At 67.3% G+C, this 13,818-nt stretch carries 16 protein-coding genes; 9 read left to right on the top strand and 7 right to left on the bottom strand.

Annotation, left to right across the window (positions count from 1 at the left end; translation table 11 throughout):
• Nucleotides 1–66 precede the first annotated feature (66 nt).
• The 4 genes from coaBC to AC0IYU_RS26730 all read left to right on the top strand — a co-directional run bounded on the left by coaBC (nucleotide 67) and on the right by AC0IYU_RS26730 (nucleotide 2,880).
• Nucleotides 67–1,290 (top strand): bifunctional phosphopantothenoylcysteine decarboxylase/phosphopantothenate--cysteine ligase CoaBC, encoded by a 1,224-nt coding sequence (gene coaBC / locus AC0IYU_RS26715; protein ID WP_472123210.1) that lies wholly within the window; start codon nucleotides 67–69, stop codon nucleotides 1,288–1,290.
• Nucleotides 1,290–1,751 (top strand): hypothetical protein, encoded by a 462-nt coding sequence (locus AC0IYU_RS26720; protein ID WP_472123213.1) that lies wholly within the window; start codon nucleotides 1,290–1,292, stop codon nucleotides 1,749–1,751. Before coaBC ends, AC0IYU_RS26720 begins: the two co-directional genes overlap by 1 nt.
• Nucleotides 1,752–2,198: a dUTP diphosphatase gene (gene dut, locus AC0IYU_RS26725; RefSeq protein ID WP_435435688.1), complete on the top strand. Its 447-nt coding sequence runs from the start codon at nucleotides 1,752–1,754 to the stop codon at nucleotides 2,196–2,198.
• Nucleotides 2,199–2,379: 181 nt separating this feature from the next.
• Nucleotides 2,380–2,880 (top strand): outer membrane lipoprotein, encoded by a 501-nt coding sequence (locus AC0IYU_RS26730; protein ID WP_472123215.1) that lies wholly within the window; start codon nucleotides 2,380–2,382, stop codon nucleotides 2,878–2,880.
• 63 nt (nucleotides 2,881–2,943) lie between these two features.
• On the opposite strand, the gene AC0IYU_RS26735 is transcribed toward AC0IYU_RS26730, so the two are convergent.
• Entirely contained in the window at nucleotides 2,944–3,468 is a 525-nt protein-coding gene (locus AC0IYU_RS26735) for an FKBP-type peptidyl-prolyl cis-trans isomerase (protein WP_435435689.1), read from the bottom strand.
• 14 nt (nucleotides 3,469–3,482) lie between these two features.
• On the opposite strand from AC0IYU_RS26735, the gene AC0IYU_RS26740 reads away from it, so the two are divergent.
• The 3 genes from AC0IYU_RS26740 (at nucleotide 3,483) to AC0IYU_RS26750 (ending at nucleotide 5,476) form a co-directional block, all read left to right on the top strand.
• A complete protein-coding gene (locus tag AC0IYU_RS26740; protein ID WP_472123218.1) occupies nucleotides 3,483–4,625 on the top strand; it encodes a JmjC domain-containing protein in 1,143 nt (380 codons plus the stop codon).
• Entirely contained in the window at nucleotides 4,615–5,115 is a 501-nt protein-coding gene (locus AC0IYU_RS26745) for a hypothetical protein (RefSeq protein ID WP_472123220.1), read from the top strand. The genes AC0IYU_RS26740 and AC0IYU_RS26745 overlap by 11 nt, the downstream gene beginning before the upstream one ends.
• Nucleotides 5,116–5,209: 94 nt before the next feature.
• Nucleotides 5,210–5,476 carry a hypothetical protein gene (locus tag AC0IYU_RS26750; RefSeq protein ID WP_472123223.1) on the top strand — a complete coding sequence of 89 codons (267 nt, stop codon included), beginning with the start codon at nucleotides 5,210–5,212 and terminating at the stop codon, nucleotides 5,474–5,476.
• 68 nt (nucleotides 5,477–5,544) lie between these two features.
• On the opposite strand, the gene AC0IYU_RS26755 is transcribed toward AC0IYU_RS26750, so the two are convergent.
• From AC0IYU_RS26755 to AC0IYU_RS26780, 6 genes are all read right to left on the bottom strand, one after another.
• On the bottom strand, nucleotides 5,545–6,321 hold the full coding sequence (locus AC0IYU_RS26755) for an MBL fold metallo-hydrolase (RefSeq protein WP_472123226.1): 777 nt from the start codon (nucleotides 6,319–6,321) through the stop codon (nucleotides 5,545–5,547).
• 5 nt (nucleotides 6,322–6,326) lie between these two features.
• Entirely contained in the window at nucleotides 6,327–7,418 is a 1,092-nt protein-coding gene (bamC, locus tag AC0IYU_RS26760) for an outer membrane protein assembly factor BamC (RefSeq protein WP_472123229.1), read from the bottom strand.
• A 140-nt stretch (nucleotides 7,419–7,558) separates the two neighbouring features.
• Complete coding sequence (gene dapA, locus AC0IYU_RS26765) at nucleotides 7,559–8,449, bottom strand: 4-hydroxy-tetrahydrodipicolinate synthase (protein ID WP_435435696.1); 891 nt, start codon at nucleotides 8,447–8,449, stop codon at nucleotides 7,559–7,561.
• 78 nt (nucleotides 8,450–8,527) lie between these two features.
• Nucleotides 8,528–9,097 carry a class I SAM-dependent methyltransferase gene (locus AC0IYU_RS26770; RefSeq protein ID WP_472123231.1) on the bottom strand — a complete coding sequence of 190 codons (570 nt, stop codon included), beginning with the start codon at nucleotides 9,095–9,097 and terminating at the stop codon, nucleotides 8,528–8,530.
• Between the two features lie 43 nt (nucleotides 9,098–9,140).
• On the bottom strand, nucleotides 9,141–9,281 hold the full coding sequence (locus tag AC0IYU_RS26775) for a hypothetical protein (protein ID WP_472123234.1): 141 nt from the start codon (nucleotides 9,279–9,281) through the stop codon (nucleotides 9,141–9,143).
• A gap of 19 nt (nucleotides 9,282–9,300) precedes the next feature.
• A complete protein-coding gene (locus AC0IYU_RS26780; protein ID WP_472123237.1) occupies nucleotides 9,301–10,524 on the bottom strand; it encodes an MFS transporter in 1,224 nt (407 codons plus the stop codon).
• Nucleotides 10,525–10,850: 326 nt separating this feature from the next.
• On the opposite strand from AC0IYU_RS26780, the gene AC0IYU_RS26785 reads away from it, so the two are divergent.
• Together AC0IYU_RS26785 and AC0IYU_RS26790 are read left to right on the top strand one after the other, a co-directional pair.
• Nucleotides 10,851–12,848 carry a DNA topoisomerase IV subunit B gene (locus AC0IYU_RS26785; RefSeq protein ID WP_472123240.1) on the top strand — a complete coding sequence of 666 codons (1,998 nt, stop codon included), beginning with the start codon at nucleotides 10,851–10,853 and terminating at the stop codon, nucleotides 12,846–12,848.
• Nucleotides 12,849–12,862: 14 nt separating this feature from the next.
• On the top strand, nucleotides 12,863–13,789 hold the full coding sequence (locus AC0IYU_RS26790; RefSeq protein WP_472123242.1) for a lytic transglycosylase domain-containing protein: 927 nt from the start codon (nucleotides 12,863–12,865) through the stop codon (nucleotides 13,787–13,789).
• Nucleotides 13,790–13,818 lie beyond the last annotated feature (29 nt).

The raw sequence follows: 13,818 nt of genomic DNA on the forward strand, positions 1-13,818 counted from the left end.
TCGCGACACTTCGGGCCAAGGGCTTGTTGCCCGAAGCTTCATGGCCCATGAGCAACAATACGGCCCATGCAAGATCTCGCCGGCAAACACATCGTCCTGGGCCTCACGGGCGGCATCGCCTGCTACAAATCGGCCGAACTGTGCCGCCTGTTCGTGAAGGCCGGAGCCACCGTCCAGGTCGTGATGACCGAGGCGGCCGAACAGTTCATCACCCCGGTGACCATGCAGGCGCTCTCCGGGCGCACCGTCTACACCTCGCAGTGGGACACGCGCGAGCCCAACAACATGCCGCACATCAACCTGAGCCGCGAGGCCGATGCGATCGTGCTGGCGCCCTGCAGCGCAGACTTCATTGCGCGGCTGGTGCAGGGCCGCTCGGACGATCTGCTCAGCCTGATGTGCCTGGCGCGTCCCACGGAGCGCATTCCGCTGCTGATCGCACCCGCCATGAACCGCGAGATGTGGGCCCATCCCGCCACCCAGCGCAACCTGAGGCAGGTGGCGGCCGATGGCGCCACCGTGCTGGGCGTGGGCAGCGGCTGGCAGGCCTGCGGCGAAACCGGGGACGGGCGCATGCTCGAGCCGGCGCAACTGCTCGAGGACATCACCGCCTTCTTCAGCCCCAAGCTGCTGGCGGGGCAAAAGATGCTGGTGACCGCAGGCCCGACCTTCGAGGCGCTGGACCCGATCCGCGGCATCACCAACCATTCGTCCGGCAAGATGGGCTTTGCCATTGCCCGCGCGGCCCGCGAGGCGGGCGCCGAGGTCACGCTGGTGGCCGGGCCGGTGCACCTGCCGACCCCGCGCGGCGTGACGCGTGTCGACGTGATTTCGGCCCAGGACATGCTCGATGCGACCGTCCGTGCTGCGGAGTTTGCTAGCATTTTCGTAGCAACAGCCGCGGTGGCCGACTGGCGACCTGCAACGCACAGCGACCAGAAGATCAAGAAAGACGGCAGCGGGAAGACGCCGGTACTCGACTTCGTCGAGAACGCCGACATCCTGCTGACCGTGGCGCGCAGCGAACGGGCCCAAGCGAAGCAACTTTTCTGTGTGGGCTTTGCCGCCGAAAGCGAAAACCTCATCGAACATGCCAAGGCCAAGCGACAGCGCAAGGGCATTCCGCTGCTGGTCGGCAACATCGGCCCGCTGACTTTCGGTCAGGACGACAACGCGTTGCTGCTGGTGGACGCCCACGGCGTGCGCGAGCTCCCCCGCGCGCCCAAGCTCACGCTGGCGCGCGAACTCATGACCGAAATTGCCGTACGACTTACCGACTGGAGGGTCTGATGAACCTGAATCCGCAATGGAACACGCCGCCCAACGGCGACTTCGCCCGCTATGTCGAGCGGCTGTCGGCGCAGGCGCTGCTACCCAAGCGCGCGGCCAAGGAGGGCGAGCCGGGGCTCGACGTCGGCATCACGACCTTGCCCAACCAGCCCGGTCCCGTGACGGCCGCCATGCAGCAGCGCGGTGACGCGTCCAGCGGCGAAGTGGCCAGGTCCCGGCCGGGCGCCTTCGACCCGACGACGCTCAAGGTGCTGGGCGGCGTGGGCGCGCTGGTGTTCCTGGTGCTGTGGTCGATCGGGGTGCCCTTCAGTGCGCTGGTCCTGCTGCTGGGCGTGGCGGTCTGGTTCGGCAGCAAACTGAAGGGCGTGAAGCTCACCCCGGGCATCGCCAAGTGGCAGCAGGTGCTCGAGGACGCGGCCCGCAAGCAAAGAGAACAGCAACACAAGCAAGGCAGCAAGTAAGTGAAAGTCGACGTCCGTATCCTCGATCCGCGCATGGTGGATCAATTGCCCGCGTATGCCACCCCCGGAAGCGCCGGGCTCGACCTGCGGGCGTGCCTCGATGCGCCGATCACGCTGGCGCCCAACGGCTGGCAGCTGGTGGGCACCGGCATTGCGATCCACCTGGCCGACCCGGCCTATGCCGCGCTCATCCTGCCGCGCTCGGGCCTGGGCCACAAGCATGGCATCGTGCTGGGCAACCTCGTGGGCCTGATCGACAGCGACTACCAGGGCGAGCTGAAGATCAGCGCGTGGAACCGCAGCGACACGCCCTTCGTGCTGGAGCCGATGGAACGGCTGGCGCAGTTGGTGATCGTGCCGGTGGTGCAGGCGCAGTTTCGGGTGGTCACAGAATTTGCACCTACGCAACGCGGCGAGGGCGGCTACGGCTCCACAGGCAAGCACTGAGCCTTTTGGGGATCCGATCCTTAAGGGGACCTGAGTGTCCGAGCGGTAAAGAACGGAACTGCCGAGGCCCGCGCGCCTCGAAGGTTTCAGTGTGTGTTTTGCGTCATCGCGGCAGCGGCTGCGGCGTTAGTCACACGCAAGTGCATTTTTGTGCACCGTTCTATCCGAGGAGCCTCCCAACATGAAGATCTCAATGCGCTTCGTTTCCGTCACTGCTTCCGTGCTGGCCGTTGCCACGCTCACGGCGTGCGTGGCCCCCGCCCCGGTCTACCAGACCTCGCGCTACCCGTACCAGGCGCCCCCGCGGTCGATCCAGTACCAGGAAGCTTCCTACGTCGAATACGGCCACGTCGCCAACATCGAGGTGTTGCGCAGCGAAACCGCGGGTACCGGCACGAGCGGCGGCGGCGCCGTGGCAGGCGGTGTCATCGGTGGCGTGGTGGGCAACCAGTTCGGGCGCGGCAACGGCCGTGCCGCGGCCACCGCGCTGGGCATCGTGGGTGGTGCCCTGTTGGGCAACACCATCGAGGCGCAGCAGAACGGGCCGCGTGCCTATGAAACCTATCGCGTGTCGGTGCAGACCGACCGCGGCGGCTACCGCGCCTTCGACGTGCAGAGCCCGGGCGACCTGCGCATCGGTGACCGCGTGCGCATCGACAACGGCCAGATCTCGCGCATGTAGCCCGCGTTCTTTGACACGCGAAAAAGCCGGGCACGCCCGGCTTTTTGCTGGGTTGGCCGGGCCTCAGTGCAGCGTCTGGTTGCCCGGCGCCATGGGCGCCACCTTGAAGAAGCCGGTACCCGCCGAACCACGGCCGATTTCCTCTTCGGTGGCTTCGCGCACCGAGCGCACCGTGATGTCGAGCCGGATCGCAATGCCCGCCAGCGGATGGTTGCCGTCCAGCACCAGGTGGTCGGGGTAGATTTCGGCCACCGTGTAGATCGTGTCCTTCGGAATGGTGTCGCTCACGCCCTTGGGCAGGGCGGAGCCGTCGAAGGTCATGCCTTCTTCCGTGTCCGCGGGAAAGAGCGAGCGGGGCTCCAGAAAGAGCAACTGGTCGTTGAAGTCGCCGAAGCCCTGCTCGGGTTCGACCTGCAGCTGCACCCGGGCGCCGGGCTCATGGCCCTGCAGGGCCGCCTCGATCACGTCGAAGAGATCGTCGCCGCCGACCAGAAAGTCCACCGGTTCGTCCAGCACGTCCAGCACGTCGCCGAGCGTGTCTTTCATGGTCCAGGTCAAGCCGACCACGCATTGTTCAGAGATTTCCATTGCAGAATTCTCCCATGGAGATTACACAACCGCTGCCGTTGCTCGGCGGCCTGAGCGCCGCGCAGTTCATGCGCCAGTACTGGCAGAAAAAACCCTTGCTCGTTCGCCAGGCGATTCCCGACATGGTGCCACCGATCGAGCGTCATGCGCTGTTTGCGCTGGCCGAGCGCGAGGAGGTCGAGTCGCGCCTGATCCGGCATGGCAAGTCCGGCTGGTCGCTCAAGCACGGGCCGCTTGCCCGCCGCGCCTTGCCCCCCCTGAAACAGCCCGCCTGGACACTGCTGGTGCAGGGCGTGGACCTGCATCACGAGGGCGTGCACGACCTGCTGCGGCAGTTCCGCTTCCTGCCCGACGCCCGCCTGGACGACCTGATGATCAGCTATGCGAGCGACACCGGCGGCGTCGGCGCGCATTTCGACAGCTACGACGTGTTCCTGCTCCAGGCGCAAGGGCGCCGCGAGTGGTCCATCGGCAAGCAGGGCGACCTGAGCCTGCAGCCCGATGTGCCGCTCAAGATCCTGCAGAACTTCGAGCCCGAGCAGACCTTCGTGCTGGAGCCCGGCGACATGCTGTACCTGCCGCCCAAGTACGCCCACGACGGCGTGGCAGTCGGCGACGACTGCATGACGTGCTCCATCGGGCTGCGCTCGTCCGCGGTGGGCGAGATGGGGGCCGACCTGCTGTCGCGCATGGCGCAGGCCTACGCTGAAGACCTGGAAGACGCCGGGCCCGCCGAACTGGCCCGCTACCGCGATCCGACGCAGCCCGCCGTCGATGCGCCGGCCCGCATGCCCGCCGCGTTGCAGGCCTTCGCGCGCAAGGCCGTCGAGGCCGCGCTGCGCGACCCCGATGCCGTCGAGCGCGCGCTCGGCGAATCGCTCACCGAGCCCAAGGCCAACGTGTGGTTCGACGAGGGCGGCGAGTTGCCCGATGCCACGCAGCGCGTGGCGCTCGACCGCCGCACGCGCATGCTCTACGACACGCGGCACATCTACATCAACGGCGAGAGTTTTCGCGCAGGCGGTGCCGACGCCACGCTGATGCGCCGACTGGCCGACCGGCGCGAACTCGGGCCGCGCGAACTGGCCCGCGCGAGCGAAGGCGCGCGCGGGTTGCTGGGCGAGTGGTGCGAGTCAGGTTGGCTTCATGCCGACTGATGAAACTCATTCGCTGGCCGACGGCCGTTTCGACGGCCGCGAGGCCTTCGATGCCATCCTGCGCGGCGCACTGTCTTGCGCGGCCCAACAAGGCTGGAAGGAAATCGTCTTCAGCGACCCCGATTTCTCGGACTGGCCTTTGGGCGAGCGCGCAAGCATCGAGGCCTTGCAGGCCTGGTCGGCCAGCGGGCGGCGCTTCGTGCTGCTCGCACAGCGCTTCGATGTGCTGGAGCGCACGCATGCGCGCTTCGTGCCGTGGCGCCGCATGTGGGACCACATCGTCGAATGCCGCGCGACCGGTAAGGCCGCGGGCGCCGAGGTGCCCAGCGCCATCTGGACGCCCACCTGGTTCGTGCATCGCATAGACCCCGAGCGCAGCAGGGGCGTGAGCGGCACCGACGCGCAGTCGCGCCGCGCTTTGCGCGAGGCCATCGACGAGTGCTGGCGCCTCGGGCGACAGGCCTTTTCGGCGTCGACGCTGGGCTTGTAAGCCAATGCCGCGAATCCGGCTGCCAGACACATTCGAGCGGCGATGCAGGTCTAGAATTTTTTCGTTCCAGACATTCATCGCCAAAGGAGATTCCATGAAGAAGTCAACGTCCGTCCTGGTTGCCTCGCTGATTGCCGCTGCCGCGCTCGTCGCCTGCGGAAAGAAGGAGGACGCCGCGCCGGCGGTTGTGACGCCGGCTCCTGCGCCCGTGACCGAACCCGCACCCGCGCCTGCCGCCCCGGCGACTGCACCGTCCACCGATTCGGGTGCCGCAACGCCGGCACCGGGCGCCTCGTCGGCACTCGATGCCGCGAACGCCGCGACCGAAGCCGCGAAGAAGAACGAGGCGCCCAAGCAGTAACGCTTGCCAGGCTCTCGCCATGAAGAAAGCCGCCATGAGGCGGCTTTTTTTCGTGGTGCGGATTCAGCTCACACGTCGAGCCAGGGCGAGCCTTCCGCTGCCGTTGCAGTGAGCATTTCGGACTCGTCGCCGCCCAGCGCTTCGGCCATCAGGCGCCGAACGATCTCGGGCCGGTTGTTCTGCTCGCTCAGGTGCGCCGCCACCACATGCCGCAGGCCATCGTGAAGCACTGCACGCGCGATTTCAGCGGCGGCCGTGTTCGACAGGTGCCCGTAGTTGCCGCCCACGCGGTGCTTCAGGAACGGCGGGTACGCCGAGTTGGCCAGCAGGTCGCTGTCGTGGTTGAACTCCAGCAGCAACGCATGGACGCCGCCCAGCCTGGCCAGCACATGGGCCGTGGAATGTCCCAGGTCGGTGAGCACGCCGAGCGTGCGGTTGCCGTCGGTGCAACGCAGTTGCAGCGGCTCGCGCGCGTCGTGCGGCACGGTGAAGGGCTGCACGCCGATGTCGCCGACCGAAAACTCGGCATCGTCGCGCGCGATGTTCAGCCGGCCTTCGAAGTCGCGCCCGCCCGTGGCGAGCCACGTGCCTTCGCTCATCCAGACGGGAATGCGGTTGCGCCGCGACAGTGAATGGGCACAGCCGATATGGTCACCGTGCTCGTGCGTCACGAAGACCGCATCGATGTCGCCGGCGACGAGGCCCGCTTGCGCGAGCCGCAGGTCGAGCTGCTTGAGGCCGAAGCCGCAGTCGACCAGGAGGCGGGAGGTGCGGCCTGCGCTGGTCGATTCGACCAGCGCGGCATTGCCCGTGCTGCCGCTGCCGAGGCTTCGGAAGCGGAGCATGCGGGCTACTTCAGGTCGTCTGCAATGACCTTGACGATGCGCTCGGCGTTGGCCGAGGTTTCCGGCGCGCCGGCTTCGTTGAGCACCGACACCGTCGTGGCTTCGCCCTGGCCCTTGACCGAGATGCGGAACTTGATGGGTGCTTCGTCCTTCGGCGAGCCGCTGAACAACTTGCCGAAGAAGCCGGGCTCCTTCTTGTCGGGGTTCGGCGTTACGTAGCGCACGTAGTACACGCCGGCGCTGCGGTCGCGGTCTTCCACGGTGAAGCCGGTGCGGTCGAGTGCCAGGCCGACGCGGCGCCATGCGCGGTCGAAGCCTTCGCTGATCTGCACCACTGGCTGGTTGCCGACCTTGGCAATGACGGCGGTCTTGGTCGGCGCGGTGGTGGCGGCGAGGATCTTCGACTGCTCTTGCGAGACGCCGAGCTTGACCATCAGGCGGCGCAGGAATTCGGTCTCGAGTTCAGGGTCGCTCGGGCGGGGCTGCCACACGGTCTGGTCTTGGCGCGAGTTGTTGTAGACCTCCTGCATGCCGCGGTGGCTGATGAAGATCTCGGTGCCGTTGGGCGTGCGCTCCAGGCGTGTGCGGAAGCGGTCGAGCTCGCCGGTCGAGTAGACCGAATCGACCAGCTTGCCCAGCGTGCCGCGGATGATGTCCTGCGGCAGCTTGGCGCGGTTCTCGGCCCAGTCGGTTTCCATGATGCCCAGGTTGCGCTGCTCGGTGGTCAGCAGGAAGCCGCTTTCCTGCCAGAAGTCTTTCACCGGGTCCCAGAGCTGGTCGGGCGCGCGGTTGACGACGATCCAGCGCTGCGTGCCCGCGCGCTCCATGCGCACGTCGCCGAGTGTGCTCACTGCGGTGGGCACGCCCGGTGCGTTGGCGATGCCGGCCTGGTATGCATTCGCGGTGACGGCGCCGCCGGGCACCGCGTAGCGGTTGTCGCGCGAGAGCTGCGACAGGTCGGGGGGGACCTCGAGCGTCGGGGCCTTGCCGGCGCTCTTGTAGTCGATCTTGTCGCTCTCGAGGACGGAGCACGCGGCGAGGCTGGCAACGAGGGTGGCCAGCAATGCATATCGCGAAAGTTGCGAAAGGTTCTTCAACGTCTTCTTCCTTGTTGGAATGGTTCGGTCAATCTATGGGCCGCAGCGCCCGCCATCTCTGAGCACAGTTCCGGCAAAAGGTTGCGTAACCTTGTTGCGGCCAGGGGAAAAGGCAGGTCCGGGGTGTGTGGAGGACGCTCTCAACCCTTGAGAAGGCCGGTGGCGCGCAGGGCGCCTTCGACGGCCGGGCGCGCGGCTTCACCGAGTTCGGTGAGCGGCAGGCGCAGCGTGCCACCGCACAGGCCGAGCCGGGCCATGGCCCACTTCAGGGGAATCGGGTTGGGCTCGACGAACAGGTTGCGGTGCAGCGGCATGAGCTCGAACTGGATCTCCATGGCCCGCTTCACGTCGCCCGCCAGCGCGGCCACGCACAGTTCGTGCATCTTGCGCGGCGCGATGTTGGCCGTGACGCTGATGTTGCCCTGGCCGCCGCAGAGCATGAGCGCGACCGCGGTCGGGTCGTCGCCGGAGTAGACGGCGAAGGTCTTCGGCACGTCGCGAATGAGCCACTGGGCCCGCTCGATGTTGCCTGTGGCTTCCTTGATGCCGATGATGCCGGGCACCTGCGTGAGGCGAAGCACGGTATCGTGCGCCATATCGGCCACGGTGCGCCCGGGCACGTTGTACATCACGATGGGCAGGTCGCCCACGGCTTCGGCGATGGCCTTGAAATGCTGGTACTGGCCCTCTTGCGTGGGCTTGTTGTAGTACGGCACGACCTGGAGCTGCGAATCGGCGCCCACGCCCTTGGCGAACTTGGCGAGCTCGATGGCTTCCTTGGTCGAGTTGGCGCCGCAACCGGCCATCACGGGCACGCGGCCCTTGGCCTGTTCGACGGACACGCGAATGATTTCGCAGTGCTCTTCGACGTCGACCGTCGGCGATTCGCCGGTGGTCCCGACCACGCCGAGGCAGTCGGTGCCTTCTTCGATGTGCCAGTCGATGAGCCGCCGCAGGGCGGGGTAGTCGACACTGCCGTCGTCGTGCATCGGCGTGACGAGCGCAACGATGCTGCCTGTCAATTGCTCCAAGGGGAATCTCTTTGTCGGTGGACGAAAGCGCCGATTCTACTTACTCCGGCAGCCTGTCAAGCCGCCGCTGCGGCGCCCTCAGTTTCCCTTGAGGAGGTGGCGCACCGGTTGGCGGGCGGCCGACGCCGCGGGGCGGACGGCCGCAATGCGCTGCACGAAGCGCGCAGGCTCGGCCACGAAGCCGTCTTCGTAGGCCACCACGCGCAGGCCCTCGCAGGCCGCGAGCAGCTCGCCGGGTTGCAGCAGGAAGTCGGGCCGCGAGGGCTTGCCGACGGTTTCGTTGCCCGCGGCAAAGGTTTCGTACAGCAGCACGCCGCCCGGTGCCACGGCGGCCACGATGTCGGCCATGCGCGCGCGCCAGAGGTAGTTGGTGACGACCACCGCGCCGAAGGCCTGGCCCGCGAAAGGCCAGGGGCCGGATTCGATGTCCGCCATGACCGTGCCGCCGAACGCGCCCGCCGCCGCCAGGGCCTCGGGCGAGCGGTCGACGCCGGTCACCGCATGCCCGCGTCCGGCGAACCACTGCATGTGCCGCCCGGACCCGCAGGCCACGTCGAGCACGGAGCTGCCGGGTGCGAGCAGGTGCGACCAGCGCACGAGCCATTCGGAGGGGGTGGCCGAAGCGTGCGTAGGTGCTATATCTTTCATAGCGTGATGCGCACGTCCAGCGTGCGTGAGAAGGGTAGAAGGCTCAGAAACAGGACCAGATCTGGTCGGCCAGCGTCACCAGGAAGTCCGGGTGCACGTACAGCGCGAACACGCCGCCCAGCACCGCCAGCGCGGCGGCAAGCCAGCCGGCGTTCGCGAGGTGTCGGCGCAGACGTGGTGCCATGGCCCCGCTTTATACGCAATCAGCCTGCGGCGCCCGCCGGCTGCGGGGCGCGCGCGATGGCGTTTTCCTTCACCGGCAGGTTGATCAGCGCGGCGAACACGCCCAGCGCGATCGCGATGTACCAGACGATGTCGTAGCTGCCCGTCGTGTCGTACAGGTAGCCGCCGAGCCACACGCCCAGGAAAGAGCCGACCTGGTGGCTCAGGAACACGAAGCCGCTGAGCATCGACAGGTGCGCCACGCCGAAGATGCCCGCCACGATGGCGTTGGTGGCCGGCACCGTCGACAGCCACAGGAAGCCCATGGCCGCGGAGAACACATACACGCTCATCGGCGAGATCGGCGCCAGCAGGAACAGCGCGATCGCCACCGCCCGCGCGAAGTAGATGGCCGCGAGGATCTTGCGCTTGGCCAGCGTCTGCCCCAGCAGCCCGACGGTGTACGTTCCGAACACGTTGAACAGCCCGATCAGCGCCAGCGCGTAGCCCGCCACCTCGGCCGGCAGCGCGCGGTCGCGCAGGTAGGTCGGCATGTGGATGCCGATGAACGCGAGCTGGAAGCCGCACACGAAGTAGCCCGCCATCAGCAGCCCGAAGCTCGGATAGCGGAAGGCCTCGCCGACCGCCTGCAGCACCGACTGCTCACGGTGCCCGCCCAGCGCCGCCGTCCTGGGTTCGCGCAGGCCGAAGGCCAGCGGAACGATGACCAGCACCAGCACCGCCAGCACGGCCAGCGCGGTCTGCCAGCCCAGGTGGCCGATGAGCCGGCCTTCGATGGGCGCCATCAGGAACTGCCCGAACGAGCCGGCCGCCGCCGCCACGCCCATGGCCCATGAGCGCCGCTCGGCCGGAATCTGCCGCCCGATCACGCCGTAGATCACCGCGTAGGTCGAGCCGGCCTGCGCCGCGCCGATCAGCACGCCCGCGCTCAGCGTGAAGAGCAGCGGCGTGGGCGAATGCGCCATGCCGAAAAGGCCCAGCGCATAGAGCACCGCGCCGCCGATCAGCACCCGGAACGCCCCGAAGCGGTCGGCCAGCATGCCCGCGAACACCCCGAAGATGCCCCACGACAGGTTCTGGATGGCCAACGCGAACGAGAAGGTCTGGCGGCTCCAGTCCTGGGCCTGCGTGATGGGCTGCAGCCACAGCCCGAAGCCGTGGCGGATGCCCATCGAGAGCGTGACGATCATCGCCCCGCAGAACAGGACTTGCTTGATCGAGAGGGTGGGGGCGGGCGCTTGCATGGCGTCGAATGTAGCGACTTGCAGGCTGTGGCAGGCGCGCTGGCGGCCAAAGCCATTGATGATTTATCGGGGAGGTTTTGATGCCGTCGATGCATCAAGCCGATGCGGGCCTGCGCATGTCGCCGTCGTTCGGTCTGGTGACCGGGAGCATCGTTCCGGACCCGGAGCCGCCCGAAAAGGCAGGGCCAGAGCTTGCCTTGCTGGCTTGCACCGGTCAGGCCGTCGCCGACAAGCAGCCCAGTTCCTCCTGCCAGCCTCCGGCTGCGGCCGGAGGGTCCTGTATGGGTATCCAGTCATTTCCCTGCCACTGACTACAATCCGCCCCCATGGCGACTCCCCCCAAGACTCCCCCCAATTCATCGTCCGAGACTTCCGGCTACTCGGAAGGCTCCATCCGCGTGCTCAAGGGCCTCGAGCCCGTCAAGCAGCGCCCGGGCATGTACACCCGCACCGACAACCCGCTGCACATCATTCAGGAAGTGCTCGACAACGCCGCCGACGAGGCGCTGGCGGGCTACGGCAAGAAGATCAAGGTCACGCTGCATGTCGACGGCTCGGTCAGCATCGAAGACGACGGCCGCGGCATTCCGTTCGGCATGCACCCCGAAGAAAAGGCCCCCGTGGTCGAACTCGTGTTCACCCGGCTGCACGCCGGCGGCAAGTTCGACAAGGGCTCCGGCGGCGCCTACAGCTTCTCGGGCGGCCTGCACGGCGTGGGCGTGTCGGTGACCAATGCGCTGTCGAAGCGGCTCGAAGTCACCTCGCACCGCGAAGGCTCGGTCGCCAAGCTGGCCTTCAGCGCCGGCGACGTGATCGAGGCGCTCGAGATCCGCAAGCTCGAAGCCGGCGAGCGCAAGCAGGGCACCACCGTGCGGGCCTGGCCCGACGCCAAGTACTTCGAGACCGCGGTGCTGCCCATGGCCGAGCTCACGCACCTGCTGCGCAGCAAGGCCGTGCTGATGCCCGGCGTGAGCGTCACGCTCACCAACGAGAAGACCAAGGAAAGCCAGCAGTGGCTCTACAAGGGCGGCCTCAGCGACTACCTGATGCAGACGCTCAATGGCGATCCGGTCATTCCGCTGTTCGAAGGCGCCGGCCATGCCGACAAGAACGCCGACAACTTCGCCGAAGGCGAAGGCGCCGACTGGTGCGTGGCGTTCACCGAAGACGGCCAGCCGGTGCGCGAGAGCTACGTCAACCTGATTCCCACCAGCGCCGGCGGCACCCACGAAAGCGGCCTGCGCGACGGCCTCTTCACCGCGGTGAAGGGCTTCATCGAGCTGCATTCGCTGCTGCCCAAGGGCGTGAAGCTGCTGCCCGAGGACGTGTTCGCGCGCGCCTCGTACGTGCTCAGCGCCAAGGTGCTCGACCCGCAGTTCCAGGGCCAGATCAAGGAGCGGCTGAATTCGCGCGACGCGGTTCGCCTGGTGTCCAGCTTCGTGCGCCCCGCGCTCGAGCTGTGGCTCAACCAGCACGTCGACTACGGCAAGCGCCTCGCCGAACTCGCCATCAAGGCCGCGCAGACGCGCCAGCGCGCCGGCCAGAAGGTCGAGAAGCGCAAGGGCTCGGGCGTGGCCGTGCTGCCGGGCAAGCTGACCGACTGCGAGAGCAAGGACATCAGCCACAACGAAGTGTTCCTGGTCGAGGGCGACTCCGCCGGCGGCAGCGCCAAGATGGGCCGCGACAAGGAAAGCCAGGCCATCCTGCCGCTGCGCGGCAAGGTGCTCAACACCTGGGAGGTCGAGCGCGACCGGCTGTTCGCCAACAACGAAATCCACGACATCTCGGTGGCCATCGGCGTCGACCCGCACGGACCCGACGACACGCCCGACATGAGCGGCCTGCGCTACGGCAAGGTCTGCATCCTGAGCGATGCCGACGTCGACGGCTCGCACATCCAGGTACTGCTGCTGACCTTGTTCTTCCGGCACTTCCCGAAGCTCATCGAAACCGGCCACGTGTATGTCGCAAAGCCGCCGCTGTTCCGGGTCGACGCGCCCGCGCGCGGCAAGAAGCCGGCATCCAAGGTCTACGCGCTGGACGAGGGCGAACTGACCGCCACGCTCGACAAGCTGCGCAAGGACGGCGTGCGCGAAGGCGCCTGGAGCATCAGCCGCTTCAAGGGCCTGGGCGAAATGAGCGCGGAACAATTGTGGGAAACCACGCTCAATCCAGACACCCGGCGCCTGATGCAGGTCCAATTGGGCCGGTTCGACTTCACGTCCACCCAGGGCGAGATCACCAAGCTCATGGGCAAGGGCGAAGCGGCGGCGCGGCGCGAGCTCATGGAATTGCGCGCCGACGACGTCGACATCGATGTTTGACCCTCCCACCACGCATGTCAGCTTTCAAGCGTTCGTTGCTATTGGCCCTTTTGCTGTGCATGCAGCAGGGGTTCGCGCGCGCCGCTGACATCTACGGCTACGTCGACAGCAAGGGCGTGGCGCACTTCGCCTCCGAGAAGATCGACGAGCGCTACCAGATCTTCTTCAGGGGCGGCCAGAGCTTCGACACCGCGCAGGGCATTTCGCCGCTGGCGCGCAGCGGCCGCAAGCTCGACGGCAAGGTGCCGCCCGCATCGCAGACCCTGCTTGCCATGTTCGAGGCCTCGCCCAGCTACAAGAGCGCCAAGGCGGCGCTGCGCGATGCGTCGAACAAGCACGACATCGACTACGAACTGCTGCAGGCGCTGATCGCCACCGAATCGGGCTTCGACGCGCAGGCCGTCTCGCCCAAGGGCGCGATGGGCCTCATGCAGCTCATGCCGGCGACCGCGCAGCGCTACGGCGTGTCGGCGGACAAGCGCACGACCATCGAGAAGAAGCTGTTCGACCCGCGCATCAACATCGCCGCCGGCTCGCGCTACCTGCGCGACCTGATCGCCATGTTCCCGGGGCAGATCGAGCTGGCCCTGGCCGCCTACAACGCGGGCGAGGGCGCTGTGCAGCGCGCGGGCAACAAGATTCCGAACTACAAGGAAACGCAGAACTACGTGCAGACCGTGCTGCAGCTCTATGCGTACCTCAAGCCCGGCGCCACCGGGCGCAGCGGCGGCGCCGGCGCCGTCGGCGGCAAGTCGCCAGGGCGCGTGCGCATGGAAATGGGCGGCGCCGTCGGCCGCGGCAACATGCCGCCCGAGCGGCCGACGCAGTTGCCCGCCTTGCCCTCGATGCCCGACCCGTCCGCCGTGCCGACCTCTCCCTACATGCCCGAAGTGCCCGTCTCCTCCCTGACGGGTTCGCCTTCGGTGGCCATGACCGAATAAACAAGCAACAGCAATCTTCCGGAAACGAC

The organism is Variovorax sp. AC103, assembly GCF_979254005.1.